24 protein-coding genes and 3 pseudogenes are annotated in these 25,958 nt (G+C 41.7%); 10 read left to right on the forward strand and 17 right to left on the reverse strand.

Annotation, left to right across the window (positions count from 1 at the left end; genetic code table 11):
- The first annotated feature begins 49 nt into the window (after window positions 1-49).
- Window positions 50-1,369, forward strand: a complete 1,320-nt coding sequence (locus B9L23_RS12820) for a M20/M25/M40 family metallo-hydrolase (RefSeq protein WP_089097805.1) — start codon at window positions 50-52, stop codon at window positions 1,367-1,369.
- A gap of 213 nt (window positions 1,370-1,582) precedes the next feature.
- On the opposite strand, the gene B9L23_RS12825 is transcribed toward B9L23_RS12820, so the two are convergent.
- Window positions 1,583-4,036: a DEAD/DEAH box helicase family protein gene (locus B9L23_RS12825; RefSeq protein ID WP_089097806.1), complete on the reverse strand. Its 2,454-nt coding sequence runs from the start codon at window positions 4,034-4,036 to the stop codon at window positions 1,583-1,585.
- Complete coding sequence (locus B9L23_RS12830) at window positions 4,029-4,355, reverse strand: nucleoside triphosphate pyrophosphohydrolase (protein WP_015864194.1); 327 nt, start codon at window positions 4,353-4,355, stop codon at window positions 4,029-4,031. The genes B9L23_RS12825 and B9L23_RS12830 overlap by 8 nt, the downstream gene beginning before the upstream one ends.
- A gap of 105 nt (window positions 4,356-4,460) precedes the next feature.
- Between B9L23_RS12830 and B9L23_RS21845 the strand changes: the two genes are divergently transcribed.
- The 3 genes and pseudogenes from B9L23_RS21845 to B9L23_RS12840 all read left to right on the forward strand — a co-directional run.
- Entirely contained in the window at window positions 4,461-4,661 is a 201-nt protein-coding gene (locus tag B9L23_RS21845; RefSeq protein WP_483874398.1) for a YoqH family protein, read from the forward strand.
- A 235-nt stretch (window positions 4,662-4,896) separates the two neighbouring features.
- The gene (locus B9L23_RS12835) at window positions 4,897-5,316 is read left to right on the forward strand and encodes a hypothetical protein (RefSeq protein ID WP_081189394.1); all 420 of its coding nucleotides are present in this window, start codon (window positions 4,897-4,899) and stop codon (window positions 5,314-5,316) included.
- 146 nt (window positions 5,317-5,462) lie between these two features.
- Window positions 5,463-5,795: pseudogene (locus B9L23_RS12840) on the forward strand (CBO0543 family protein); the annotation flags it as partial.
- Window positions 5,796-5,961: 166 nt separating this feature from the next.
- Here the strand turns inward: B9L23_RS12840 and B9L23_RS20115 are convergent.
- Window positions 5,962-6,114, reverse strand: a pseudogene (locus B9L23_RS20115) (RNA-guided endonuclease TnpB family protein); the annotation flags it as partial.
- 381 nt (window positions 6,115-6,495) lie between these two features.
- Here B9L23_RS20115 and B9L23_RS12845 point away from each other — a divergent pair.
- Window positions 6,496-6,828, forward strand: a complete 333-nt coding sequence (locus tag B9L23_RS12845) for a hypothetical protein (RefSeq protein ID WP_089097807.1) — start codon at window positions 6,496-6,498, stop codon at window positions 6,826-6,828.
- A gap of 270 nt (window positions 6,829-7,098) precedes the next feature.
- On the opposite strand, the gene B9L23_RS12850 is transcribed toward B9L23_RS12845, so the two are convergent.
- The 4 genes from B9L23_RS12850 to B9L23_RS12865 all read right to left on the reverse strand — a co-directional run bounded on the left by B9L23_RS12850 (window position 7,099) and on the right by B9L23_RS12865 (window position 10,481).
- Window positions 7,099-7,497 carry a hypothetical protein gene (locus B9L23_RS12850; protein WP_015864196.1) on the reverse strand — a complete coding sequence of 133 codons (399 nt, stop codon included), beginning with the start codon at window positions 7,495-7,497 and terminating at the stop codon, window positions 7,099-7,101.
- A gap of 20 nt (window positions 7,498-7,517) precedes the next feature.
- Complete coding sequence (glsA, locus tag B9L23_RS12855; RefSeq protein ID WP_089097808.1) at window positions 7,518-8,441, reverse strand: glutaminase A; 924 nt, start codon at window positions 8,439-8,441, stop codon at window positions 7,518-7,520.
- Between the two features lie 298 nt (window positions 8,442-8,739).
- On the reverse strand, window positions 8,740-9,912 hold the full coding sequence (gene bioF / locus B9L23_RS12860; RefSeq protein ID WP_089097809.1) for an 8-amino-7-oxononanoate synthase: 1,173 nt from the start codon (window positions 9,910-9,912) through the stop codon (window positions 8,740-8,742).
- Window positions 9,913-10,193: 281 nt separating this feature from the next.
- A complete protein-coding gene (locus B9L23_RS12865) occupies window positions 10,194-10,481 on the reverse strand; it encodes a CotG/ExsB N-terminal domain-containing protein (RefSeq protein WP_089097810.1) in 288 nt (95 codons plus the stop codon).
- A gap of 217 nt (window positions 10,482-10,698) precedes the next feature.
- Between B9L23_RS12865 and B9L23_RS12870 the strand changes: the two are divergent.
- The 3 genes and pseudogenes from B9L23_RS12870 (at window position 10,699) to B9L23_RS12880 (ending at window position 14,172) form a co-directional block, all read left to right on the forward strand.
- A pseudogene (locus tag B9L23_RS12870) lies at window positions 10,699-11,786 on the forward strand (CotH kinase family protein).
- Window positions 11,787-11,906: 120 nt separating this feature from the next.
- Window positions 11,907-13,199 carry a hypothetical protein gene (locus B9L23_RS12875; protein WP_089097811.1) on the forward strand — a complete coding sequence of 431 codons (1,293 nt, stop codon included), beginning with the start codon at window positions 11,907-11,909 and terminating at the stop codon, window positions 13,197-13,199.
- A gap of 307 nt (window positions 13,200-13,506) precedes the next feature.
- Window positions 13,507-14,172 carry a DUF2642 domain-containing protein gene (locus B9L23_RS12880; protein WP_089097812.1) on the forward strand — a complete coding sequence of 222 codons (666 nt, stop codon included), beginning with the start codon at window positions 13,507-13,509 and terminating at the stop codon, window positions 14,170-14,172.
- Between the two features lie 122 nt (window positions 14,173-14,294).
- On the opposite strand, the gene B9L23_RS12885 is transcribed toward B9L23_RS12880, so the two are convergent.
- The 5 genes from B9L23_RS12885 to B9L23_RS12905 all read right to left on the reverse strand — a co-directional run bounded on the left by B9L23_RS12885 (window position 14,295) and on the right by B9L23_RS12905 (window position 18,789).
- Window positions 14,295-15,644 (reverse strand): arsenic transporter, encoded by a 1,350-nt coding sequence (locus tag B9L23_RS12885; RefSeq protein ID WP_089097813.1) that lies wholly within the window; start codon window positions 15,642-15,644, stop codon window positions 14,295-14,297.
- A 746-nt stretch (window positions 15,645-16,390) separates the two neighbouring features.
- Window positions 16,391-16,759: a VOC family protein gene (locus tag B9L23_RS12890; RefSeq protein ID WP_089097814.1), complete on the reverse strand. Its 369-nt coding sequence runs from the start codon at window positions 16,757-16,759 to the stop codon at window positions 16,391-16,393.
- Complete coding sequence (locus B9L23_RS12895; RefSeq protein WP_089097815.1) at window positions 16,756-17,547, reverse strand: YhfC family intramembrane metalloprotease; 792 nt, start codon at window positions 17,545-17,547, stop codon at window positions 16,756-16,758. Before B9L23_RS12895 ends, B9L23_RS12890 begins: the two co-directional genes overlap by 4 nt.
- Window positions 17,548-17,566: 19 nt before the next feature.
- On the reverse strand, window positions 17,567-17,956 hold the full coding sequence (locus B9L23_RS12900; RefSeq protein ID WP_062756201.1) for a VOC family protein: 390 nt from the start codon (window positions 17,954-17,956) through the stop codon (window positions 17,567-17,569).
- A 320-nt stretch (window positions 17,957-18,276) separates the two neighbouring features.
- A complete protein-coding gene (locus B9L23_RS12905; RefSeq protein WP_089097816.1) occupies window positions 18,277-18,789 on the reverse strand; it encodes a DoxX family protein in 513 nt (170 codons plus the stop codon).
- Between the two features lie 257 nt (window positions 18,790-19,046).
- Here B9L23_RS12905 and B9L23_RS12910 point away from each other — a divergent pair, with 257 nt between their 5' ends.
- The gene (locus tag B9L23_RS12910) at window positions 19,047-19,388 is read left to right on the forward strand and encodes a winged helix-turn-helix transcriptional regulator (RefSeq protein ID WP_089097817.1); all 342 of its coding nucleotides are present in this window, start codon (window positions 19,047-19,049) and stop codon (window positions 19,386-19,388) included.
- Between the two features lie 411 nt (window positions 19,389-19,799).
- On the opposite strand, the gene B9L23_RS12915 is transcribed toward B9L23_RS12910, so the two are convergent.
- The 5 genes from B9L23_RS12915 to B9L23_RS12930 all read right to left on the reverse strand — a co-directional run bounded on the left by B9L23_RS12915 (window position 19,800) and on the right by B9L23_RS12930 (window position 24,039).
- Complete coding sequence (locus B9L23_RS12915; protein ID WP_089097818.1) at window positions 19,800-20,678, reverse strand: 5'-3' exonuclease; 879 nt, start codon at window positions 20,676-20,678, stop codon at window positions 19,800-19,802.
- Window positions 20,679-20,881: 203 nt separating this feature from the next.
- Entirely contained in the window at window positions 20,882-22,327 is a 1,446-nt protein-coding gene (locus B9L23_RS12920; RefSeq protein ID WP_425439794.1) for a sodium/proline symporter, read from the reverse strand.
- A 38-nt stretch (window positions 22,328-22,365) separates the two neighbouring features.
- Window positions 22,366-22,500, reverse strand: a complete 135-nt coding sequence (locus tag B9L23_RS21430) for a hypothetical protein (RefSeq protein WP_281255493.1) — start codon at window positions 22,498-22,500, stop codon at window positions 22,366-22,368.
- Complete coding sequence (locus B9L23_RS12925) at window positions 22,497-22,820, reverse strand: hypothetical protein (RefSeq protein ID WP_089097820.1); 324 nt, start codon at window positions 22,818-22,820, stop codon at window positions 22,497-22,499. The genes B9L23_RS21430 and B9L23_RS12925 overlap by 4 nt, the downstream gene beginning before the upstream one ends.
- Before the next feature lie 55 nt (window positions 22,821-22,875).
- Entirely contained in the window at window positions 22,876-24,039 is a 1,164-nt protein-coding gene (locus B9L23_RS12930; RefSeq protein WP_089097821.1) for an NAD(P)/FAD-dependent oxidoreductase, read from the reverse strand.
- A 637-nt stretch (window positions 24,040-24,676) separates the two neighbouring features.
- Between B9L23_RS12930 and B9L23_RS12935 the strand changes: the two genes are divergently transcribed.
- A complete protein-coding gene (locus tag B9L23_RS12935) occupies window positions 24,677-25,918 on the forward strand; it encodes an aminopeptidase (protein ID WP_089097822.1) in 1,242 nt (413 codons plus the stop codon).
- Window positions 25,919-25,958 lie beyond the last annotated feature (40 nt).

Below are 25,958 nucleotides of genomic sequence, written 5' to 3' on the forward strand. Positions count from 1 at the left end.
CCGATTTGTATAGTTGTGTTGTAACGAATTTGAAAAGGAGATGGATAATATGGAAAAATGGACAAAATTGATGATTCGTCACGGATTTCATCCGGAGGATATGGAAACAGGAATTACATCACAATGGCTTGCGCAAACATTCGCAGCGCTTATCCAACGGCACCAGCACCTTGACACCATTTCCGAAACGGACTGGATGGAAGCTCTCCAACAAACCGCCAAGCAAATTGTTTTTTACAACGATGACATTCCAGGAAGAGAAACGCTGGTCGACCCGACGAAAAACGAACTTCCTCTCATTCAAATCGATCCATACGTCCGCGGCATCGTCCGCTGGCTGAACATGATGCATATTTACACCGTTTACAGCTGCGACGGAGAGGGAGTTCGCCCGGCAACGATTTATTTTCTCGAAGACTTATCCGCCCAGCAGCTCGCCATCATCCGGGCTTGCACTCCGCCACACGTTCGAATTAGAGCGGAAAAAAGAAAAGTAACATTATTTTATCAGCGCGGACACATCGATGACCTTCTGACGATGGCTGAACGGTTATACAATGTCTGGCGAAATCCAGAGCTGCTGATGACGTATCGCTTAGAAACATTCAAACATCGCCTATACTCCCTTCTTTCCATAAACGGAAAAAGCGGCGGAGAAGCGATGATTCGGCAAATGCTCTATCGAAAGCTCCAACAAAAAACAGATTGGCGCGAAATCGACGATTACGGAAACTTGCTTGCTGCTGTCTACTGCGGAAACGGTCCAACGATTTTGCTTTCCGCCCATATGGATACAGTTCGCCCGTTTTCGACGAAACGCACGATTATCGAAAACGGAACGGTATTAAACAGCTCGCACGGCATCTTAGGCGCCGATGACCGCGCGGGAATCGCGGTCATCTTAGAAATACTTGATTTCATTCGCCATTCCCGCTTCAAGGGAACGCTTAAAATCGCCTTTACCGTCGAAGAAGAAATCGGCTGCCTCGGCTCGCGCCATATCGACCCAACATTTTTACAAGACGTCGACGCCGCAATTGTCGTTGACCGACGCGGAATGCGCGATATCGTCACTTCTTACGCTGGCATCATGCCATTTTGCGACGATAATTACGGCCGTATTTTTGAAACAGCAGGAGCACTCGCCGGCATGCCAGATTGGAAAATGGCCCCAGGCGGCCTCAGTGACGCCAAAGTCTTCGCCGAATTCGGCATTCCATCTGTCAACTTATCCGTCGGCTACGAGCACGAACATACTGAACTCGAAACGCTCGACTATAAAGCAACGCTTGAAACGGTGATGTTGCTTGAAACGGTATTTGAAAACAACATGATCACAAAAGAACTCTTCGCAACGTGTAAGGGTTAGGAGAAAATAGAAAGTAGAGTGGAGCAAAATAACCACTCTACTTTTATGTATTTTTTGTTTCTGTCGCTACGCATCCGCTTTTTGACACTCTTGGCGAATCATCTCCTAATATTTCGTTAGCTCCAATTTGCCTGAAATTGTTATGCTCTTGTCTTGCCAATGTATAATGAAAAAAGCGACTCCATCCTAAAAGACAGCATGCAAAATATAAAACTATTCTATTTTTTTATTGTCTTTCCTTTCAAAATATACATGCAACCGATACTCGCAAATCTCTTTCGTCCATTGGTATAAAATCTCTTCGTCTTCCGGATCGATGGAAAATGTTAAAGAAAACACATTGTTGTCAAAGGAAAGAAGGCCGTTGGAACTCCCGCTCCATTTCGTCATCGGCATTCTAGCGATAAGTTTGCTTACTTTTTCTTCATCGTAAACCCATAGCCGTTTTGTTTCCTTGTCCGAAAAATCAATGCGCTTCCGGTATTCTTTCTCGGTTAGATAGCGATGGAAAAATGGTGCTGCCTCTTGGGGCGTAATTGGCAAATGCCATCGTGATGAACCCCGTTGAAGCATCGCCTGTAAAACAACCATTTTGTAGCTTTTCGACATCGGAGTGCGTTCTACCTCAACCAGCCATGATTCATATTTTTTGAAAACCTCTTTCTCTCGTTCTGACAGTTCCTCAGCCCAATAAAGAAACCCAAAATACGACTTGAATTCCGATTTATATTCAGCCGCTTCACTTCTTCCATAGAGGTGAAGCTGCAAGTATGTCGGACGATAACCGAGTTCCTGTTTTAGTTGTTGATAGTCAAATAATAGTTTCTCACGACGCGGCTGGCGTTTTTTCTGCATTTCCTCTAATAGATTAATTGCCCGTACATCAAGATGAATCGAACAATTTGTCGGAACAGTTGGAATCAGTGTCGCTTTTTTCTTTTTACCTTCCCCACGTTCCGTATCAAACAACGCTAATTTCACGTCTGCATTGCGATAGTTTCCGATTAAATCGATAATGACGCAATAATCCTTTCCGTCATACAGCCGAAGTCCGCGGCCCACTTGCTGGGTAAACACGGTAAGCGACTCCGTCGGCCGGACAAACAGCAACGTATCCACCGATGGAATATCGACGCCTTCATTAAATAAGTCCACCGTGAAAATGGCGTCTAATTCTCCTTGCTCCAGCATTGCAATTGCCTTACCACGCGGAGTGTCTGTCTGTTTAGAGTGAAGGCTGACCGTTCGATAGTTTCGTTTCCGAAAATATTCCGATAAAAAGTCGGCTTGCTTGATCGATGAACAAAATACAAGCGTTCTTGTTTTCTTATATTTCTCCCATGCCTTTAAAATCTTGTCTGCCATTTCTTCCCTTAGCTGCACTTGAAGCAGTTCTGCCTCATCATAGCGGTTGCCGAGCCATTTGATCTTGGAATAATCCGTATCATCGTAGACCCCGTAATAACGGAATGGGGCAAGCCATCCGCGTTGAACCGCTTCAATAAAATCAATTTTGTAGGCAACATTTCCGTCACAAATCGCATATACATCTTTGTTATCATTTCGATCTGGAGTTGCGGTAATGCCAAGCAGAAATTTTGGCTCGAAATAGTCAAGCACCCGCTGGTAAGAGCGCGCCGCGGCGTGATGAAATTCATCGATGATAATTAAATCGAACGCATCTTTGGAAAAGGCTTTTAAATGTTTTTTCATGCTTAGCGTAAAAATGGAGGCAAAAATAATGTCGGCATCCTTATCTTTCTTATTTCTGTCATAAATGCCAAATGTTTTATTCGGGATAACCCTTTGAAACGAACGTTTTGCCTGCCGAAGAATTTCTTCACGATGCGCAATAAACAGTACTTTTTGAAAACGGCGGGCAAAAAACGCTGCCAAATACGTTTTCCCAAGCCCTGTCGCCATGACGACCATCGCCTTGTCGTAGCCTTCTTCATAAGTCGCTTCCAGCCGTTCGAGCGCTTCCACTTGGGCAAAGCGCGGTCGAATCGTTTCGTATGTAACCGTTGCTGGATCGTAAATTACGTCATGATCACGTTCATTGATTTCCGTCTCTACTTTATCCAATGGAAGCATTAATTCGACTTCTTCCGCTTCCGCCCACGTTCGCACGAGATTCGGATGCCGTTGGTGATAGTCATGATACTGCTTTTCATAGTCCTTTAACGTCTCTTCGTTCACTTGTACTGTTTCATCAGCGTAAAACAGCTTCAAAAACTCTTCCATTGCCTCTACAAATACGTTTTCATCGATGCTTTTGTCCAACCCGATATTCCATTCGATCCCTTCTGTCAACGCCGATTTCGACAAGTTGGAGGAACCGACAATAAAATAGCCGCTTGTTGTATTTTCAAATAAATATGCTTTTGGGTGAAAAGATACTCCCCTGCTTCGCCATAATCGTACCTCGATGTCCGGATGAATAGAGATCAGCTCACGAAGCGCTTCCGGCTGGGTGACAAAGAGATAATCGCCAGCGCAAATTTTAATATCCGCCCCTCGTTCCGCCGCTTTTTTCAATGTTTCTTTCAGCAGGCGGACACCCGATTTCATCACGAACGAGGTTAGTATGTATATGGTTGACGATGTTTCGATATGTTCCTGTATCTTTTCGATAAGATTGCGTTGAATTAATTCGACCTTACTCATCGTGTACCTCGACTAAAAAGATTTTTTCTTTAAATCCTCCCCGCTTCTCTGCTTTTTCCGCTCGAATTTGTTCAACGCGTTCGATCGACGATCCGTGGCATTCGGCAAGAGCATGAATAATTTCCAGCACATCCGCCAATTCTTCCAGCGCTGTTTCATTATCACTCGCATTCATATATTCTTCTAATTCTTCAAATGCTTTTTTTCGCAGCTCTTTGCGATATTCGTCATCTTCCAATATTCTCGTTGTAAATGTCTTTCCCGTTTGTTCAATAATTTGTGGAATCTTATCACGGACAAGTTTGTTGTATACTGGCATGATACCCTCTCCTATTTTTATTTTCTCTTTACATATTCTACAAGATTTTTCCCTTGTTTGAAATGTGCATTTTTCTGCCCTCTATCGAAAAATGAATCATCGTCTTTGGAAAACGATAATCGATTTAAAGGATTTGTCTTTACGATCAATGTTATTAGTTGGCGACTTCTTCTTTATCCAACTCCCAAACAAGATAATCTCACATGGGCTGGGAAATTGGATGACATCACCGCCAATCTAGACAATGCCGCCATTCAAATTCTCCTTTCCCCCTCCAAGACCAAAACGCAAGACCCATTATCTTAATCGTGGCATTCGTCCATGCAACTAAATATTCTGCCGAAAAACCGGGATGAATCGTTCATAATTGTTTTTATGGCCCATCAGCGTGTTTGGTTGAGCACTTTTATCAATGCGGTATCCATGAATGAAAAAATTCGCATCCAAACCAAAACATCATATACATACTGAACTCGCTCATAAGGAAATATAAGTAATAAACGATGATGATTTCCACTGCCAGAAAATGAAAGGGGATACGATGAGAAACATTGCTGCTTTATTTTCAATTCTGATGCCTGGATTCGGGCAAATATATAATGGTCAATTCATAAAGGGTGTCTTCTTTATCATTGTAGAACACTTTGATAATGCATTCGGACATATAAACGAAGCCATTCACCTTGATTTTAACGGATTACATCAACAGGCTGTCGAGGTGACCCATTTTGACTACATGTTATTTTACCCTGGATTTTATGTTTATTGCGTATGGGACGCATGGTATCACGCAAAACCAAATGCGGACAAGACAAAAACCGCCATTCCTTTTATTATAGGCGGTTTTCTGGGAGTGATGGGTGCAATATTCGCAAACCGGCTGCCGATACCTACTCTAACCGTCGCAATGTTAATGATCATTCCGATGATTTGCGGCATGATCGTATTTAGAGATCAATAAGCGCATCTTTTGTCTATTTGAGCCACGAGTTAGTGAAACAACCAAATCAGTGCTTAAGCGGCATTTTCATGTATTCAGAAATATTCCATTTTTCTCTTGGCCATACTAAACGATATGCAAATCAATCATAGGAGATGGATGAATCCATGGACAGAATCCTTTTGTGGGCATTGCTGGTTATTGGCATTATCTTATTTTGTTTTAGTCTGAGAAAACCGCTAATCAAAGACACGCTTTTAGTGTTCTTATTGAAAGCCTATTTTTCCTCATTTTTTGGCGTTATTGTTGCAGAAGCACGCTTAATTGAATACCCTGTAAGGTTTTTGGGCCAATATTTCAAAACGAGCCTTCTTTTTGAATACTTTCTGTATCCGATCATGTGTGTGTATTTTTACCAAACCTCTTATCATTCCCGCCTTCTGGGCATTATCGTGCAATGCACATTATATACCGCTGCTTTAACGATCATTGAGGTTCTTTGTCAACTACCCAACGGCTAAAGCCGTGGGCTTGCAGCTAGCCTAATTGGCTGCCGCGTTCGGCTGGTTGACAGCAGCCCTGCGGATGTTTTCCGCAGCCACGTTGTCGGCAGGGGCAGCGTACCCACAAGCTCGACAACAAAACTGATCCCTTGACGGTCTGTCAAAGCCGCTGGATTTTCGTTTTGGAAAAGGTTCTGGAGCGAAAAGCAATCTCGCTAATATAGTTGCATGCTTGGTTAAACCGTTTCATTGTTTCCAGCAGCGCATGAAACTGTTCAAGAGTTGGCATTAATTTAATCTTGAGAGTGCAGAGCATTCTTGATTCACCTACCTTTCTAAATCCAGTGTACTTATATTGAACGAAAAATTCAATATATATTGAAAATATAAACCCCGCCTTCCTCCCACAGCTAAAGCAGTGGGCTTCCAGCGGATGTTCTCGTGAAAAATATACAGATTTAATTAACTATCATACATGGACATGGATGTATTCGTTTATAACCATCTTTATCCTATCGTTTTTCGTGCGCATGATTATGGAGTTGATCAACAAAAGGGAGCAATCAACAGGATAATGTGCATGAGATCATGTCTGATAGGAACTGCATACATGCCGCTACTTTCTAAAAAAGAAGTCTAATTTTCTGCCGCTGCTTCTATATATGTAGTAATAGATGATAAAAGGAGGCAGCAGATCATGATACTGTACGATGTGAAAAACAAGCTATTCTACAAAGTCATCAATTCAGGCCGACCAAAAATGACAAATTTCCCTCAAAAAAGGGCATGGGGCTACGTCTGGAAAACAGTGAACGGAGAACGGGTTAAGTTTTGGTTTGACTTTGCAAAAGGGAGGTATATGTATTTTCAATACGGACAAAAGTGGTATCGCGTACGATATTTGCAGTCGAATGATAAAAAGACAAATGAAGATGTTTTCAATGGGGTGCTGATTGATTTAAGCATCGATGGGCAGGAGTTGAAACTATTGAAAGGCAATGTCGAAAAATATGAGAAGCAAGCGATATGACGTCAGTTGCAATAATAAGATGGCAAAGAGGGACGGAGACCTCCTCGCCACCTTCCTTTTTCACCCTATGCCCACCACATGTTTGGCAATTCCTCTTTGAAAAGCAGCTTTTTTAGGAAATCAATCGCCTTCGATAAAAACTTTTGCCAACGAAGCGCTAAATAATTGGATCATCGACAGGCATAAGCGGGGCTGGTGAGAGGCAGTGTCGAAAAGTGCAAAAAGCGGGCAATATAAATCCTGGATCGCACGTGATCCAGGATCGTTTCGTTACACTTCGATTGAATTTCCTTCTTCCACAATATGATAAAGAAGATGTGCCAAATGGTGAATTGGACCGTATTGTTCTTCTTCGTCGACTTCTTCCTCATCTCCAAATTCTAGATCATTTAAGTAAAGTGCGACGAATTCGTAAAAATCTTTCAGCTCAAATCCGTAGCACGCACTTGGGTCTTCATTGTCTTCTTCATATTGCAAAACGAGATACGATACGTCTCCATTCGCGTCTTCGGCATCAAAAAAGACGAAAAAGCCGATATTTGTATCCAAATCAAATAAATGCCTTGTTCCGCCTTCGGTTGCTTTGTCAAAGTCTTGTTGGTTTAGTTTTTGCACTTTCATCGCTTCTACTTCATCTTCGCGGTGAAATTGAACCGTAAATGTTTTCATGATTTGTTTCCCCCTTGTTTTTAGAAAATGCTTAACGAATACGTTTTTGAAATCAGTTCTAACAGTTTCATGCCGGTGATGCTGTTGCCTTTGTCGTCTAATGCAGGACCGAAAATGCCGATGCCAAACCGGCCTGGGACAGCGGCGAGGATGCCGCCCGAAACGCCGCTTTTTGCGGGAATGCCGATTTTGATGGCAAATTCACCTGATGCGTTGTACACGCCGCACGTGACCATAAATGTTTTGCAAATGCGAGCGACATCAAGCGGCATCATCTGTTCATCAGTGAACGGGTCGCATCCGTCCATCGCAAAGACAAGACCAATTCGCGCCAAGTCGATGCACGTCATTTCAATCGCGCATTGTTTTGTGTAAAGATCCATTAGCTCTTCGACATCTTCATTGATGATACCATGCTGCTTGAGAAAATAGCAGAGCGAGCGGTTTAAAAACGCCGTTTCAAATTCGGACTGGGCCACTTCTTGCGAATATGTAATCGTCGGATTTCCCGCCAGTTTCCTGACAAACTGCAAAAGCCGCTCGAACCGCTCCGCGACGGAAGCACCAGCAATCATATGCGTCACCGCAAGCGCCCCGGCGTTGATCATTGGATTGAGCGGCTTTGCCGGCTGCACTTCCTCCAGTTTGGCAATTGAATTAAATGGATCTCCCGTCGGCTCCATGCCTACTTTCCGAAACACTTCTTGTTCCCCACGGTCCATTAGGACAAGGGCGAGGGCAATAATTTTCGAAATGCTTTGGAGCGTCACTTTATGAGTCGTATCCCCCGCATCGATGACATTGCCGTCGGGCAAGTAAATAGCGATAGACAAATCGTTTGGATCCGCTTTGCCAAGAGCGGGAATGTAATCGGCGACTTTTCCATAACGCGCATACTGTTTTGCTTGTTCAACAAACTGTTCCAACTCCGCTTTTGTGTACATTTGCCATCACCTATTGTTAGTATGGCCAGCTAGATGGCCGATATGTAAAAAAACCGCTGGACTTTCAGCGGCTTTTTTGATTGTAGTTTAGTATATCTGAGCTCTTTTCCAAATCATAAATCATTTTATGAATGACATCATTGATAAGCAACATCTTCTCACGCTCCTTTGCCTTATTTATTGTTGATTATAGAAACTCAAACAACATGCGGCATCGGAGCGCGGGTGTAACTTTTATAGACGATTCGTATGACCATCATATCAGTCAAAAGTTGGAGGAATAATCCGCACAATCATCTTAAGTTATCACCCCAATTTCTCTTCCTACTTTTGCAATCCGTTCGAGCGCCCAATCTAATTCTTCCTTCGTCAAAGAGGAAGAAAGAGAGAAGCGGATGCGGGATGTGCCTTCGGGAACGGTTGGCGGCCGGATCGCTACCGCGGCGATTCCGTGTTCCTGAAGCCGCTCGCTCATTTGAACCGTTTGCTTATTTGATCCGATGATGATCGGAACAATGTGCGTCGTGCTTTTTCCAATGTCAAATCCTAACTTTTGGAGTTCAGTGCGGAAATAATGGCTGTGATCTTGCAACGTTTGCCTTCTTGCATGTTCTTTTTGAACAATCTCAATCGATTTTTCAATTGCACCAAGAACAGCTGGAGGCAAAGCGGTCGTAAAAATAAAGCTGCGCGACGTATTAATGAAATAATCAATCAGCCATTGCTCTCCCACAACATAAGCGCCAAAGCTGCCTAACGCTTTGCTGAAGGTGCCCATTTGGATGTCAACCTGATCTTGCAAATGAAGATGGTGAACAAGACCTTCACCTCTTTCTCCATAAATGCCGCTGCTATGCGCTTCATCAACCATTAAGATGGCGTTGTAACGTTTCTTCAATGTCACTAAACCTTCTAACTGCGCCATATCCCCATCCATGCTGAAAATCGAGTCGGTGACAATCAACTTTCGTTTATGCGGAGATGCTTGTTTCAACAATGACTCTAAATGATCGAGGTCGTTATGATAATAACGATATCGTTCCGCCCCGCTTAATCTGATTCCATCAATAATGCTCGCATGATTGAGCCAATCGCTAAACACAATATCATCGCGGCCAATCAGAGCCGCAATGATTCCGAGATTGGCCGTATATCCGCTATTGAAAATGAGCGCTGCTTCTGCCTTTTTCCAGTTTTTTAACGCTTCTTCGGCTCTCGTATATAGTTCATAATTGCCGGAAATAAGTCGCGAAGCAGTAGCTCCCGCACCGTATGTACGCATTGCTTGATATCCCGCTTCAATCAATCGTTCGTCGCTCGCTAGTCCTAAATAATTATTCGACGCTAAATTTAACATCTTCTTTCCGTTCATGACGATCCATGTGCCATCCGAAGAAGATACATTCTTCAACATGCGTCTTTGCGTCTTTTCTTCTAATCGTTGAAGCTCTGACTGAATGTGCTTTTTCATCCTCATCCCCCAATTGTTAACCAAAATAATTTTTGTGTTTACATTATAACTATATGCCTTGAATCTACACAATACTTCGAAATATTTTTGCCATGGAAAATCAACGTATCTTAGTGAATCATTTTCTTTTTTAATCTGTTTATTTAGAACAATGTTTTATTAATAAAAAATTCGTCATATAAGCTATTACAAATCCTTTTAAAAGAGAGTAAAAATAGGCGACGTCTTTGTTATCATCGCCTATTTTTGTAATATGGGAAAATATGGAATTTTATAACATGTCAATCATCTAATTCTAACCATAATGTATGCATATTGCTGTCACACCAGTATCTTCGTTTTCTGCGAGGGCGGAAGCAACTCGTACGGCGGGAACCACTCGTACGATGCGAACCACTCGTACGACGGGAGCCGCTTGTGCGACGCCATCCACTCGTGCGGCGCCAACCGCTTGTGCGGCGGGAACGGTGTTTACGACCTGTCGGCTCTTGATATAAAAAGTCTCCTAGACCATCCTTCTCAAGTTCTTCAACGGCATTTTGAATGTCATCATGCGTATAAACGCTCATTTTTTAACCTCCCAATATATGTTCGTTTTTGGAAAGATAGAATATGGATAATTGGCGGTCATCTATCTTTGCCTATAAACAATGTACGTTGTGCGGCTATATATGACTTAGACACTTGTCTTGCTTTTTACAAAAATAGATAAATGCCCTAGAGTAACAAGCGCCTTACCATTCACATAGGATTTATTGAACATGATCAGAAAGGAGGAAATGATAGATGTCAACTAGTCAGCTGCCTCTGTATGCGATTTATATCCATCCTAATGATTTACAGGAGCTGCGCCGCGACATCTGGAACGATGACCCTGTTCCTGCCACATTTACGTTTCAAAAAAAAAATTTCATATCGATATAAGCTATCGAGGCTCACACATTCGCAAATTTAAGAAAAAATCCTATTTTATCTCGTTTTATAAACCTTACTTCTTTCATGGAGTTCATGAACTTCACTTGAATGCGGAATATAAAGACCCTTCTCTCATGAGAAATAAACTTTCCCTCGATTTTTTCTCGGCACTTGGCGTCCTTTCTCCTTCTTCCCGACACGTTCTTTTATCGATCAATGGAAAGCATGAGGGAATTTATCTTCAATTAGAATCGGTGGATGAATTTTTCTTAAAAAAACGTCAATTGCCGGTAGGACCTATTTTTTACGCGATTGATGATGACGCTAATTTTTCGCTGATTGGTTCGTTTGATAAGGCCCCTAAAACGTCTTTGGATGCGGGCTATGAAAGGAAACTGGGGACTCGAGAGGATCACCGATATCTGGAGGAATTCATTTTCAAATTAAACACAACGCCAAAATATGAGTACGAATCTGTCATGTCAAAGCTTTTGGACGTCAATAAATATTTGCGCTGGCTTGCAGGAGTTGTTTGCACGCAAAATTTCGATGGCTTCGTTCACAATTACGCGCTATATCGCAATCCAGATTCCGGTTTATTCGAAATCATTCCGTGGGATTTTGACGCTACTTGGGGACGGGATATTAACGGCAAACAAATGGATTATGATTACGTACGTATCGAAGGATTTAATACGTTAACCGCTCGATTATTAGATATAAAGCGCTTCCGAAAAATGTATTATGACATCATGAAACATACATTGGATCACGAATTCACTGTAGAGTTTATGAGGCCAAAAGCGGAGCAACTTTATCAGCAATTGCGGCCGCATGTCGTCGATGATCCGTATATAAAAGACCGTATTGAACAGTTTGATGGTGAACCCGAGTGGATTTGCGATTTTCTCGAAAAACGAAACACTTATTTAAAAAGCCAGCTATCCACCCTATTATAAGATAGGCTGAAGTGGAATTTTTTCATGTTGGGCGATTGATGGATAACTTTTGAATTATAGGATACGTATATATGCATTACGAATAACCATTATGGATAAATAACAAGGAGGAACAAATAAATGATTAGGCAGCAAAAAGATAGTCAATCAGTGGAGTCAAATGCTTATCTAAAATCGTTAGTGGGTAAAAGAGTAAAAGTATACAGAGGGGGACCAGAATCTTGCGAAGGTAGGCTTTTAGATGTTCAATCCGATTATGTTGCACTAATGCCAGAGCAATCAAACGACAATAAACAAAATAACAACGCAAACAATAACAACAACGCAAAAAAGGACAACGCAATTATTTACTATAACTTAAGACATGTCCAAAGCATTAGTGAAAATTTAAAAGCTAACTCTGTTGAATCTAACTTAAAACATGTCCAAAACATCGTCCAAAGCATCAGTGAAAATATTTATAGCAACTTAAGACATGTCCAAAGCATTAGTGAAAATTTAATCGCTAACTTAAAACATGTTCAAAGCATTGATAAAAATTCAACAGCTAACTCTGTTGAATCTAACTTAAAACTTGCCCAAAACGTCAGTGAAAATTCAAAAGCGAACTCTATTGAATGGTCGATCGATTTTGATAATCATCCAGAATTGGTGTCAGCGAACAATTTCACGGAATTATTGAAAAATTTGACTGGCAGCATGGTCAAGGTGAATCAAGGTGGTCCTGAATCTAAAAAAGGAATAGTGCTCCTTGTTGCTGGTGATTATATAGGGCTCTTAACGGAAGACGATGGCATTGTATTTTATAATACAACTCACATCAAAAGTATAAGCGTGCAAAATAGAAGCCAAAATATCGATCAAAATATCGATCAAAGCACTCCTCTCAGCAATTCCGCTATTTTTGCTGACTTCAATTTTGATGACATCCATGCACAAAATTTCCTTGAGTTATTTGATTATTTTGCTTATAAATGGGTCTCTATTAACCGCGGCGGTCCTGAAGCGGCAGAAGGAATTCTTGTGCAAGAAGAAGGAGAACATTATACGTTAGTGAACAATGATGAAGTCATTCGGATTTACCCTTATCACATTAAAAGCATCAGTATTGGTACAAAAGGCTTTCTCAAACAACAACAGCAGCAACAAAATCAGCAACAACAAAATAATGAAACTACTGAGAATGAGAACAACAAAGATTGGGTTATGACAAACAAAATAGAAGATAACAAAACATCGGACAGAGAACAGCATACAAGTCAAAAAAGCTCTTCGCAGGAAACAGTCATTCTAGAAGATAACAGAACATCGAACAGAGACCATCATACAAGCCAAAGAAGCTCTCCACAAGAAAAAATCGTTAAGGAAACAATCGTTAAAACGATTGATTATATTTGGGATCCGAAAAAGTAAAGCGTTTCCTATTCCCTACTTTAAAACTGGCGATGTTCATGAATAACAATCATCATTCCTTACCATCAGCTCCTTTTGAATCGCTTTTCCACCATTTTGCTCCTATATATTTATTAAGACGTTGGAAATAGTTATATGACCATTTTCTTCATTGTCCATGCAACATGTATAAATATTGCTGTTGTAATGCTGATTGCCAGCCATTCTTCGATTGTTGGAACGAAGATCATCTTTCTAGTGGATGCACAAGTGCAAAAATTATTTGTGCATCTACTTGTTTCTATTCTGCTTGGGAAGGAGGGAGAAAATGAATCACCTACACTCTTTAATCGGAAAGCAGGTAGAATTAGAATTATCTGGAAAAGCAATGTTGCAAGGCATACTTGTCGATATAGGATTAGATATTATTGTGATTTATAACGGGAAAGAATATTTATATATTCCTCATTTGCACATTCACAACATCCGATTATCAGCAAACCCAGATACGGAATTATCGGATTCGACCCCTGAATTACCTTTTGATGAAGATGATATGATTTCCTATCGGAAAACATTAAACAACGCAAAAGGGCGCTTTGTCGAAATTTATGTGACAGGAAATAAATCGATCCATGGCTATGTTACAGCTGTTTTAAATGATTACTTCGTTTTCTACTCACCATTGTATAAGACAATGTTTATTTCTCTAAACCATCTGAAATGGCTAACCCCGTATCAGACAAACATTACTCCATACACACTAGGCAATGAAGTGCTGCCAGTGAAACCAACCAACATTCCACTACAAAGGTCGTTAGAAGAACAATTAAAAAAATTTGAAGGAAAGTTGATCGTATTTGATTTAGGCGATCATCCAATGAAAATCGGATTGCTTAAGCAAGTACAAAACGACATTATTGAACTTGTAACAGCTGATGGGAAATCGATATTTTGGAAAATAATGCACGTAAAGACGATTCATCTTCCTTGAATAATAAAATAAACTTCCCTCTCTGTAACGCTAAACCCTTCATGTACAGGAGGGAAGTTATTTTTATGCAAGCATGAATGGCATGCGTACGAACGATGAAAAGAAACTGATTTCCTTATTTGCTAGATAAAAAACAGCAGCATCCAATAGTACAGAACAAATAAGGTAAACACGACTGTCGGCGGAATGACAACAAACGTAATTTTCATGTAAGCAGACCATGAAATCTTTTCATGATGTTTCTTAAGAATATGCATCCACAACAGCGTAGCTAATGTCCCAATCGGTAATAGCAAAGAACCGATATCGCTTCCGATAATACTAGCCAGATAAGCTGATTTTAATATGATTGGATCGGCATTGATCATTGTAAGTGCCATCGTTCCAATCATTAAGGCAGGGTGGTTATTGAACACATTGGACAATATCGATACGGTTGACCCCATTATAAAAATCGATGGAAATACATCGTTCCCAATATAAGGAGATAGCTGGTGAATGAGGTAATCGGAGAAACCAATATTGTTTAACCCATAGATAACAACATACATACCAGTAGCGAAAACGAGAATATGCCAAGGCGCTTTCAACAATACATCGTATGGCTTGGTTTTAGCATAATACCATCTCCATCCGAGCAAAATGACCGAACCGGCAATCGCTACTGCTACTTCCGGGATTCCTAAATAAGAAGCAATAAATATGCTGATTCTTACTAGGAACACAAAGACGAGAATCCATTTTATTTGCCTAGCATTGATTTTGTTTGACTTCCAAACAGAAGTAGTTTTTAAAGGATGGGCAAAACGATCATAAAGTACGGAAATGGTAACTGAAGGTAAAACTTTAGGAATATCTTTATAGAAGACGGCGAGCAGCATCCCGAACAAAAAAAGCAATCCGATCATGGAAGGTACAAACATCATCGCTGTGTGCATATACAAATCCATATTGATGATTTTTAAAGCAATTAAATTGACGATGTTGCTTACACCTATCGGAGCACTAGACGCTGTTGCAATTAACGCGCCGCTGATCAAATAAGGCAACTTCTGATATTTTTTTAGCTTAAATTGATTCACGATTAATAGCAAAATCGGAGTGGTAATGAGAATGCTTCCATCATTATTAAAGAAAATGGTCATTAAGAAACAAAGCAAGTTTGTATAACAAAAAAGCCGGATTCCAGATCCTTTCGCTCTTTCAGAAATGTGAGCAGCAACCCAATGAAAAACACCAACGCTTTCAAGTACTAACGCCATAATAAGGGTAGAAATAATCGTCAACGCTGCGCCGCTCACCTTTGAACTAATATCCAGCAAATTCTCCATGGTTACTGTTCCGCAAAATATGACAATAACAGCTCCAATGGCAGCTGGAATGGCTTCGTTCAATCCTTTTGGCCTCCAATATATCAGCAGTAAGGCAAAGAAAAAAGCAAATACAGTGATCCATGTCATTATACTATCCATTCATTAACAATCCCTTTTGTTTAATAGTATTTCTGTAATCCTCCACTTGAAAAAAGTTTAGAACCGAAACCTGATTGTATGAAAATCACACCACCTATCCATCTGCTCTTTGCTTATTCGAAACGCAACTTGCAGACAAGAATAAGGCAATGACCTCATCCCCTGCACACAGGCGAATTATACAAGTTTCATTCAATCATCCCTTTCCTCTTCTACCGCTTTTTATCTCCTCACCTCATGTGTCTCTATTATTCATTTGTACTTCATGTATACGTGCCAGCACGAAAGCCCGCACCGCTCCATCCGCACAATTTTGGAAAAATCCACTATTATTCATATATGATAGATAACTATAATGAAAAAATTAGCTCATCACCGCGTTGGATAATGAATGAGAAAAATGTTGATAGATATGTGCAACACACTTAGGTTGAAAATCACGGAAAACGGAAAAAACAAAAAATTAATAGACAAATAAACTGTTGTGCAACAAAAAAAGACGAGGAGGCGTAAAACCCCATCGTCCGTTTCTGATTCATGTTTCTATTAGTGGATGAACATATAGATTTGATTTCGGCAAAATCGCTTCGGCAAACGTTCTATTAATCATAACCGAATGAAAAGCCCCCACTTCAATCAAAGGCAAGCAGGGGAAGAAGTCAATGCTTCAACGTCTTGCGTGATGAACCTTATTTTTCAGCAGCAACGCTTCTTTAATGGAAATTCCGTGTCGAACTACCTTGAACTTATCTTTTCGACAAAAACTCAATCCGATTATGGAACGGATCGCGAAACGAAAACCGCTTCACCCCTGGAATCGGTTTTTCATCTTTGGTCGGAACGCCATTTTCCTCCAAGTAGCGGCGCACTTCATCGATATTTTCGACTTCAAACGCTGGGTGGCTTTTACTATTATAGCCATCGCGCTGTTCTACTCCGATATGGAGCTCGATATCGCCGACTTTGTACCAAAGTCCGCCATTCGCTTTTAACGCTTCCGGCTTTTCAATTTCCGTAAAACCGAGCAAATCCGTATAAAACGCGCGCGCTTCATCTTCGGCTCCCACTGGAATACAAATTTGCACATGATCTAATCGTTTGACGTGAATCTTCATCCTTCTCCCCCGCTCTCAAATTTTTTCCTTATTTCACGTGTAAACAAAAATGCCGTGACCGCGAATAAAAAGACCACCGCTTCGATCAGCCAAACATTCGCGACAACGCCCGCTTGGTATAACGCAGGCGCAGTATCCACTAGCGCGTGCAGCAAAATCGCATAGATGACATAGCGAAATTTCCGTTCGCGCACGCCAAGCAATACAACAAGTGACATCGCAATGTGGAACGCAATCGCAAACACTCGCTCAAGACCACCTAACACATACATAGAAAACGGGGTGTGCAGCACCATATCTTTTAAGAACGCCGCTTGTTCTTTCGGAAGCGTCGGTGCAATCATCTTGTCGAACGCGCCGGATTGAATCAAGCTTGCGAGAACGATCGCGTTAACGGCGCCAAGCACGCCGATCAAAATCGCTTCGATGCCGCCGTGCCCTAATCCAAACGACAGCCCGTCTTTATAATCGCGGTGCTTTTTTAACATCCATCGAAAACCAATATAACGGCCGACTTCTTCAAAAATTCCCGCGGCCAATGTCGCATACAGGACAAACAACGCTACGCTATCCGTCCATTTTAATGAGGTGCCGCTCGGGTCAATCATCACAACATGCAGCGCTTTTTCTAGCACTTGCGAAAATAGAACAAAAATAAGGACGCCGATGCCAAACGGCTTCCACGAAAGCCATTTCTTTTTTCGAAAATATAAAAGCAAGCCAATCGGCACAAAAAGTGAAATGACTAGCTGGGTAACCATACCCGCAATTATCGCTGTGTTTATCATCGCATTTACCCTCTCGTATTTATTTCCATACCTTCATTCGCTCCGCCAATGTGGATGTATGCAATTCTAATTGAGTGCCATCCGGATCAAGAAAGTTGACCGAAAGGCCGCGGCCGCGCTGAGTCGGTTCCCGGACAATCGGCACATGATTTGCTTTTAAATGCTGTACCGCTTCCCAAAAATGCTGCTCATCGATGAAAAATGCAACATGATCCACGCCAATCTGCGGACACTGATCTTCCATGTCCGGACGCTCCTGCAAACAAATCCATGCGCTTCCCCATTCTAAATATGCATCCTTTCGTCCGCGATGAACAAGCTTCATGTTTAATATGTCTACATAAAAACGAAGCGAACGAGCCAAATTCTTCACATTAATGGTCACATGGCTAAATCCTTGTACATTCATTCGTTCGTTTCGTTCCCCTAGCTTTTTAGATTCCTCATCCTAAACTGTTGATATCTACTTTTCCATCCTTATAATACCATCAAAGGAAAAAAAGAGCGAGTATTTCGCACTCTTAAACTAGCAAAAAGACGATGTTAAAAACAAATTGATAATAATGTAAAAGTACGGAAAATATCGTTGCATGTATTTGTTCTGCCAACACACGAAACATCCAATTTTACCTTTATATATATTTCAGGGAGATTTCGCTTATACGCAGGAATAAAAAAATAGGCCGAGCACTTTCTAAAACCGTAAGTGCACGGCCGTTGATCATCCATCTATCTATGAAACGCGACTGGGCGATGTGGACGAGGCGTTTTGTTCATAAATTTACGAATGTAAGAAACCGCCCAACGATCGAGACCATATCTTCCTGCGTTCGCACCTGCAACAAGGATGAACATAGTTAGTAAAATCATTTGTGGATTGGTGCTAGTTGTTCCAGAGAACATGAATGCGAAGTTCATGACTGCTCCCATCAATGCGGCAAACGTTGTAAAAAGACCAAGAATAAGTGCAATACCTACTAATAATTCACCCCAAGGCACTAACACATTGAACACCCCGACGTTTGGCAAGGCAATATGTTCGATAAAAGCAGCCCACCAACTTTGTACGGCTGGATGCTCACCAGATGCTTTTGCGAGCGCGCCTTTTAAAAATCCTGTTGCGTCAAATCCATCCACTATTTTATGCCATCCTGCCGTGATCCAAGCATATCCGAGATATAAGCGAAACAATGTTAGTATTGCAGCAGAGCTTGCATGTTCGCGCAGCCATTTTACAAACATGTTTCATCCCCTCCCATTTTTTTGTTCCTTACACTTATATCGTACTATTTTTTATAGGAATGAAAATGATTTTGTTCACTATTTCACAATTTCTTAATAAAGTTTTGACAACTTCGCAACGAAACGGGAAGGATGAAATCGTGCGCAAGCGGTTACATCCATATAGCATTTTCCGTCTTTTCCTTTTTTTTAATATATCGTAAAATAGAACTATAAGAATGGCGAACGTATTCAATATATTCTTAAAGGTGGGAAATATGAGAAAAAAAACGATACAAACGTCCTGTTCCCCATCGAATTTATGCCCTAAATTCGAAGCCGCAATGAAATTATTAAGCAAACGATGGGTCGGCCTTATTATTAGTCAATTGTTAGAAGGAAAAACGCGCTTTTCCGAAATCGAAGCGTCGATTCCAATCAGCGGGCGCCTGCTTTCAGAACGATTAAAAGAGTTAGAGGAAGAAGGAATTGTAAACCGCAACGTATATCCGGAAGTGCCAGTGCGTATTGAATATACGTTGACCGAAAAAGGGCGTGCTTTGCAAACGGTAATTGAAGCGATTGAAGAGTGGGCCCAAACATGGGTTGATGCTGAATGATAGCGATTATAGAATCTAGCCGAGAAAGCCCATCGACTTTAGCTATGGGACGAATCGGCTTCGTGCAAGGACTGCCTATGGGCAGTTCAATTGCTCGACATAGAATCGCTTTGGTATAATGAAAACAGGTGGATGTTTCTAACCGCATCGGTATGGGGTTGCTTGAACGAAAAGGTAGACTTTTCAAGCGTAAAACCGATGGAGTCCGTCAAGAAAAAGACGTAAAAACATGTAAGAGAGCCACCTGTGGCAGATGGTGTAGCGTAAGCGATAGTCTGCCAGCCTACGGAGCTATAGGCTCTGCCGTAGGACGGGCTGATGGCACAACCCTGAACTTGAGCGTTGTCCAAACCAGAAATGGATGCGGACGCTAACGACCCAAGAATCCCACGACTTGAGTCGTGTGGAGTGTCAAGTATATGTCAACAAACGGTCCCCCCCTTTGAATTCTAAAGCGAGGAAAGCCTGCTCCACTTTTTCTTTGTCTACGTCCCACTTCGCCTCCTCGATTCGCAGCGCTATCGGAAGATCACAATAAATTTTCGCTAGTTTTCTAGAAAGATGCAGCATCTCTTCATGCTCTTGCAACTTTTGCCGCTGCGACTTTGTCAAAAGAGGAAGATGTTCGAGGATTCCTTCTATCGAACCATACTGGCGCACTAATTTTAGCGCCGTTTTTTCGCCGATGCCGCGTACCCCCGGATAATTGTCGCTTGCATCGCCCATTAATGCTTTGACATCGACCCATTGCGATGGCAGTATTTCCATCTCCTTTCGAAACCGCTCGAGCGTATAGATATGATAATTTCCAATTCCTTTGTCCAGCAGATATACCGTTACCGTTTCGGAAAGAAGCTGCAACAAATCTCGATCCCCTGTCAAAATGGCAATATCCATTTCGTCTTTCCACTGCTTTGTGAGCGTGCCAATACAATCATCTGCCTCCGCTCCCAGTACGCCAATGTTCGGAATATCAAACGCGGAAACAATGTGCTTTGCTAGTTCAAACTGCGGGATAAGCTCTAATGGCGGCTCACCTCGGTTTGCCTTATACATCGGAAACATTTCCGTTCGAAACGTCGCGCTTCCCATATCCCAGCAGCAAACAACATGCGTTGGCTTTATATGATGGACGGAAGCGATCAAGTGTTTGACAAACCCATAAACTGCGTTTGTCGGAATCCCATCGCTTGTAAACATAAAATTCCCATAAAGCGCGGTCGCATAAAACGATCGAAATAAGAGCGCCATCCCGTCAATAAGCAGCAACTTTTGGCTCTTTTGCGTCATGGTTGTTTTCTCCTTCCGGGTATTGTTAACATAACATTTTTATTGTATAAATAGTGGTAATTTTATTGTAATCTCTTTTCTATATTGGTTTCCAGCATTAATTTCGTTATAACATAAATCGCTTGTCTGTGTTGAATGTTTGCGTAAAGGAAACACCTCCTCAACGATGAATGGAGATGTTTCCTTTTAACAATTATGAAATATTATATGGTTGTTTCAGTCGGAATTTCTTTCATTTCTTCTTTATCTGGGAAAAGGAGACTAAATAGAACCCCAGCGAGCATGGCAATAAAGAAAGTCGTAAAACGTGAGCTGATGATTGCTTCAAGAGGTGAGGAAATCCAAATAATCGTGCTGGCAAATCCAGCAATAATCGTCGCAATCACACCAATACCGGAATATCGCTTCCAAATGAATGTCAAAATAATCGCCGGCGACAGCGTACATCCGACTCCAGCCCACGCCCAGCTGACAACAAGATAGACTAACGATTCAGAGGTTAACGCAATGATTAGCCCTGCTATTCCCGCAATAATGACAACGATTCTTGAAATTTTCACCAATTGTTTTTCCGTTAATTTCATTCCTAACGCGTTTCGAATAATATCTTCACTAATGGAGCTAGTGACAACGAGGAGTTGGGAGTCTGCTGTGGAAATAATGGCAGCGAGAATGCCAGATAGCAATATTCCCGCAATCCATGGCGGCAAAAGGTCTAACATCATATACGGTAAAACCGTTTCTACATCAGCAAAATGATGTCCTTGATACAACGTAATGGCGGTAATTCCGATTAAAAACGCGCCACTATAAGCTAAAAGCGTCCATACAATCGCCATGATGCTGGCGGTTTTTGCCTCTTTGCCATTCTTCAGCGCCATAAAACGCACGCTTAATTGCGGCTGGCCGCCAAGAAAGCCAAAAAACCAAGCAAAGTTGTTAAACAGCAGTAATCCTAAGGCAAATCCAGTCACTCCGCCAGTCCACGAATCAATCCCTGGCTCAGCGGCTTGCAGCGCCTGGCTGATGGATAAATCTCCGCTATAAATATGAAACAAAGCGACAATCGGAAGCACTACCAGCGTCGCAAGCATGATTAAGCTTTGAACCATATCTGTCCATACAACACTTATAAATCCTCCTACATACGATAAAATAACCACAATGATGGTGCTTACAATCATTCCAATCACAGGATCAATACGAAAAACAGTGAAAAGGGTTTTTCCCGCTCCTGCAATTTGTGCACCAAAATAAAACATCATAAAGCTAAGAATAAGAATTGTAGAAATCCATAAAATTATTTTTCCGTGCGCTCCAAACCGCTTAGCTAAATAACCCGGCAATGTCAGCACTTTATATTCATTTGTTTCTTTCATAAACTTCTTCGCTAAAAACAGCCATGAAAAGATAATTCCTAGTGAAATTCCGATTGCTACCCAAATTCCCGATAAACCAGTCGCAAACACAAATCCCGTATATCCTAGCAGCAGCCAAGCAGACTCGCCGGTAGCTCTTTCCGAAAATGCTAAAGCCCATCCTGGCAGCTTTTTCCCGCCTAAAAGAAAATCGGAATGGTTAATATCTTTTTTACTATACAAATAACCAATGACTAACATAAATAAGCAATATAGAATAAATTCGACCATAATGATCGTATGCAATGGGCCCACTCCTTTTGGCTGGTTTACAAATGGACGTACACGCCCGTCTGCTTTGCAATTGCTCTTTCATACATCATTTCCGCAACAACAAGATCAAACAGCGCCATGCCAGTAGACTTGAAGATAGTCGGACAATCTGCTTGAAAAGTATGATTCACCTTGTTTGTGACGACTTTAGAAAAAGCAACCATTTGAACAACGCTTTTGCGCTTCCGGTTTGACGGTCTATTAATATAACCATTCCTTGCGTTACAGGATGCTGTCGATTATTAGGGAAAACGCTTACAATTTTCAAACTAAACGATTGATGAGCAATCGAAGGCATTAGCAAAAACGTATTTTCATTGTCTTGGAGCTGAGTTCTTAGCGGCATTTCGTACTGTTCATTTTCATAGAGACAGTATGCCCGCTCCATCGCTTCCATGACATCTTTCATCGAAGCGGTTTCGAGCATTGCTTTTTCATCAAGCACTAACATTGCGTATCCTCCTTTCCTTTTTATAGAAATTTACCTTTCTCTTGTCTTACAGCATTTACACAACAGCATCTTCCAACACTAAATCGTTTTCCGCAAACCGCTCAAAACGCAAAGGAGTGAGATCAATCGTTTTATATTTTCCGTAATAAATTAATTCAGCCAGTCCTATACCGACTCCCGGAGCCTGCTGCATGCCATGCCCGCTAAATCCGAGCGCCATATAATACCCATGCAGTGACGGATGTTTTCCGATAATGGCGTTATGGTCTGCCGTATTAAAGCTATACAGTCCTGCCCACGCCGCTGTTACCTTCACCGCTTCAAAGTTTGGAATGCGCTGCGCCAAAATCGGCCACATTTGTTCATAAAATAAGGAACGTGTCACGGTGAAATCAATTCCCGGCTTTGTATCTTCGGAAAAGCCCGATAAAATTTTACTTCCTTCATGGCGGAAATACACGCCGGTTGGATCAATGGTCAGCGGCAATTCCTTTTTTAACGGTGTTGCTACATCAAATTGGAAAATTTGCCGTTTTAACGGATGAACCGGCAACGGAATACCGATTTTTTCGCTAAGATATACCCCCCACGCCCCAGCGCAGTTGATCACGATCGAAGCGTGATACACGGTGCCATCTACAAGCCGAACTCCGCTCACTTTGTTTTCATTGGTTGTAATTGTCTCTACTTCTTTATAAATATATTCCACTCCTAATCGCTGGGCATTTTTCTTATATCCTTGCATCACCGAATAAGGATCTAAATAGCCATCTTCATGGCAATAAAGCCCGCCCGCTAAATCATCGATATTTAGTTCGGGAATGATGTTCAGCAACTCTTGGGCTGATAATACTTGCGACGGAACGCCGTATTGGTTTTGCAGCGAGCAATGTTTTTTCAACGATGGAAGCATTTCTTTCGTAGCCAAAAAGAGATATCCGTTTTGACGAAAATGAATCTCCGCCGGTTCTCCATCAATAGCCATCGTTTGAGGAAATTGTTTATATATTTGCAGGCTATATCGACTTAATTGAATGTTGATCGGCGTCGTGTATAACTGTCGAATTCCTCCCGCGCTTCTTGGCGTAGACGAGAACTCGTACAAAGGGTCTTTTTCAAAAACAACGATTCTGCCATCAAAGCCAATTTTCCGAAGATGGAAAGCTACACTCGATCCCATTACTCCTCCGCCGACAATGATAATATCCGCTGTTTTCATCCAAATTCTCCTCCCTCCATAGACATACAGCCCTGTCTGCCTATCATTGCTTCCACTCATTCGTTGCACGCCCTTCAACAATAAAAATAACTCGCGACGATGCTCCTCCTTTCGTAAACGAAACTCATCACGGCAAAACAAAAAGCCAGTATAAACCATCACACACAATGACGATACTGGCTGATGTCTACTGAACGCATCATCGGTAAAGACGATGCAAATAGACTACACAGTATTTCGATTTCCTTTTCTCCAACGAGACATGGTTATTATTCAAATTATTCCGCATCTACAATCATTATGCGTCTTTCATAAACAAAATAAGAGCTTGGCATATTAGAAACGACTATAAGGATGCTAATTGATTCGTTATTTCGGCCAACCGTAACCGTTTTAGAGGATGATGGATAGAAAGCAAAATAATATTCGCGTTGAAATCCATTGAATGAACCTCTTCGACCTACATTCCATCTTGAGGTGATAAACTTCTTGAGAAAAACGTTAACTTCGTCTTATACTTTCTGACCAATTGTTTCCCGCCTTTTTAACAATACCAATTCATCCAAATATTTGAATGTTCCGAGTTCCTCGTATATAATAGAATCCTACATAATACGAAAATCAAGGGGTGAAAAAAGTGAGCGACTGGGAACAAAATTTAGAAAAATATGCCGCGCTCGCCGTACAAGTCGGCGTCAACGTCCAAAAAGGGCAAACGCTCTTTGTAAACGCGCCGCTTGTGGCTGCTCCGCTTGTACGGAAAATCGCGAAAAAAGCATACGAAGTTGGCGCCAAACATGTCTATGTCGAATGGAATGACGAAGATCTTACATACATTAAATTCAAGTATGCTCCAGATGAAGCGTTTTTGGAATATCCAATGTGGCGTGCGAAAGGAATGGAACAGCTTGCGGAAGAAGGTGCGGCGTTTTTATCCATCTATTCGCCAAACCCGGATTTATTGAAAGACATTGATCCGAAACGGATCGCAACGGCAAATAAAACCGCATCTCAAGCATTGCGCAATTATCGCAGTGCCTTAATGGCGGATAAAAACTGTTGGTCATTGATCTCCGTTCCTACGCCGGCGTGGGCGAAAAAAATATTTCCAGACCTCAGTGAAGAAGAAGCGATCGACAAGCTATGGGAAGCGATATTCCGCATTACCCGCGTCGACCAGGACGACCCTATCCAAGCGTGGCAGCAACATAACGACCAACTCGCCAAAATCGTTGATTACTTAAACAATAAACAATATCAACAACTCATCTATGAAGCGCCTGGAACAAACTTAACGATCGAACTTGTAGAAAACCATGTATGGCATGGCGGTGCAGCCGTCAGCGAGAAAGGCGTTCGTTTCAACCCGAACATCCCGACAGAAGAAGTGTTTACGATGCCGCATAAAGACGGAGTAAACGGAATAGTGCGCAATACAAAGCCGCTTAATTATAACGGCAACCTGATAGATGGATTTACCCTTACGTTTAAAAATGGAAAAGTCGTTGACTTCACTGCTGAAAAAGGATATGAAATATTAAAGCATTTATTGGATACGGACGAAGGAGCGCGCCGGTTAGGAGAAGTGGCACTCGTTCCACATCAATCACCGATTTCCACATCGAATTTAATTTTCTATAACACGTTGTTCGATGAAAACGCCGCATGTCACCTAGCGCTCGGAAAAGCATACCCAACGAACATTCAAAACGGCACCTCCATGTCCAAAGAGGAACTCGACAAACATGGGGTCAACGATAGCCTCATCCATGAAGATTTTATGATCGGCTCTGCCGAATTAAACATCGATGGCGTTACGAAAGACGGCAAGCGCGAACCAATTTTCCGCAACGGAAATTGGGCGTTTGAATGGAAATAATGGAAGTGATGTGTTTACCACACGTTGATCATAAAACTGA

The organism is Parageobacillus galactosidasius (assembly GCF_002217735.1).
Taxonomy (GTDB): Bacteria; Bacillota; Bacilli; order Bacillales; family Anoxybacillaceae; genus Parageobacillus_B; species Parageobacillus_B toebii.

Bases quoted from the DNA above. Each gene is read 5' to 3' on its own strand.
- B9L23_RS12880 (WP_089097812.1), top strand. From the start codon at position 13,507: ATGAATCACCTACACTCTTTAATCGGAAAGCAGGTAGAATTAGAATTA.
- B9L23_RS12845 (WP_089097807.1), top strand. From the start codon at position 6,496: ATGATACTGTACGATGTGAAAAACAAGCTATTCTACAAAGTCATCAAT.
- B9L23_RS12865 (WP_089097810.1), bottom strand. From the start codon at position 10,481: ATGAGCGTTTATACGCATGATGACATTCAAAATGCCGTTGAAGAACTT.
- B9L23_RS12895 (WP_089097815.1), bottom strand. From the start codon at position 17,547: ATGATAAACACAGCGATAATTGCGGGTATGGTTACCCAGCTAGTCATT.
- B9L23_RS12920 (WP_425439794.1), bottom strand. From the start codon at position 22,327: ATGGTCGAATTTATTCTATATTGCTTATTTATGTTAGTCATTGGTTAT.
- B9L23_RS12905 (WP_089097816.1), bottom strand. From the start codon at position 18,789: ATGTTTGTAAAATGGCTGCGCGAACATGCAAGCTCTGCTGCAATACTA.
- B9L23_RS12915 (WP_089097818.1), bottom strand. From the start codon at position 20,678: ATGACGCAAAAGAGCCAAAAGTTGCTGCTTATTGACGGGATGGCGCTC.
- bioF (WP_089097809.1), bottom strand. From the start codon at position 9,912: ATGAAAAAGCACATTCAGTCAGAGCTTCAACGATTAGAAGAAAAGACG.
- B9L23_RS12835 (WP_081189394.1), top strand. From the start codon at position 4,897: ATGAGAAACATTGCTGCTTTATTTTCAATTCTGATGCCTGGATTCGGG.
- B9L23_RS12910 (WP_089097817.1), top strand. From the start codon at position 19,047: ATGAGAAAAAAAACGATACAAACGTCCTGTTCCCCATCGAATTTATGC.
- B9L23_RS12900 (WP_062756201.1), bottom strand. From the start codon at position 17,956: ATGAATGTACAAGGATTTAGCCATGTGACCATTAATGTGAAGAATTTG.
- B9L23_RS12830 (WP_015864194.1), bottom strand. From the start codon at position 4,355: ATGCCAGTATACAACAAACTTGTCCGTGATAAGATTCCACAAATTATT.
- B9L23_RS12930 (WP_089097821.1), bottom strand. From the start codon at position 24,039: ATGAAAACAGCGGATATTATCATTGTCGGCGGAGGAGTAATGGGATCG.
- glsA (WP_089097808.1), bottom strand. From the start codon at position 8,441: ATGTACACAAAAGCGGAGTTGGAACAGTTTGTTGAACAAGCAAAACAG.
- B9L23_RS12825 (WP_089097806.1), bottom strand. From the start codon at position 4,036: ATGAGTAAGGTCGAATTAATTCAACGCAATCTTATCGAAAAGATACAG.
- B9L23_RS12875 (WP_089097811.1), top strand. From the start codon at position 11,907: ATGATTAGGCAGCAAAAAGATAGTCAATCAGTGGAGTCAAATGCTTAT.
- B9L23_RS12820 (WP_089097805.1), top strand. From the start codon at position 50: ATGGAAAAATGGACAAAATTGATGATTCGTCACGGATTTCATCCGGAG.
- B9L23_RS12925 (WP_089097820.1), bottom strand. From the start codon at position 22,820: ATGTTAGTGCTTGATGAAAAAGCAATGCTCGAAACCGCTTCGATGAAA.
- B9L23_RS12850 (WP_015864196.1), bottom strand. From the start codon at position 7,497: ATGAAAACATTTACGGTTCAATTTCACCGCGAAGATGAAGTAGAAGCG.
- B9L23_RS12890 (WP_089097814.1), bottom strand. From the start codon at position 16,759: ATGAAGATTCACGTCAAACGATTAGATCATGTGCAAATTTGTATTCCA.
- B9L23_RS12885 (WP_089097813.1), bottom strand. From the start codon at position 15,644: ATGGATAGTATAATGACATGGATCACTGTATTTGCTTTTTTCTTTGCC.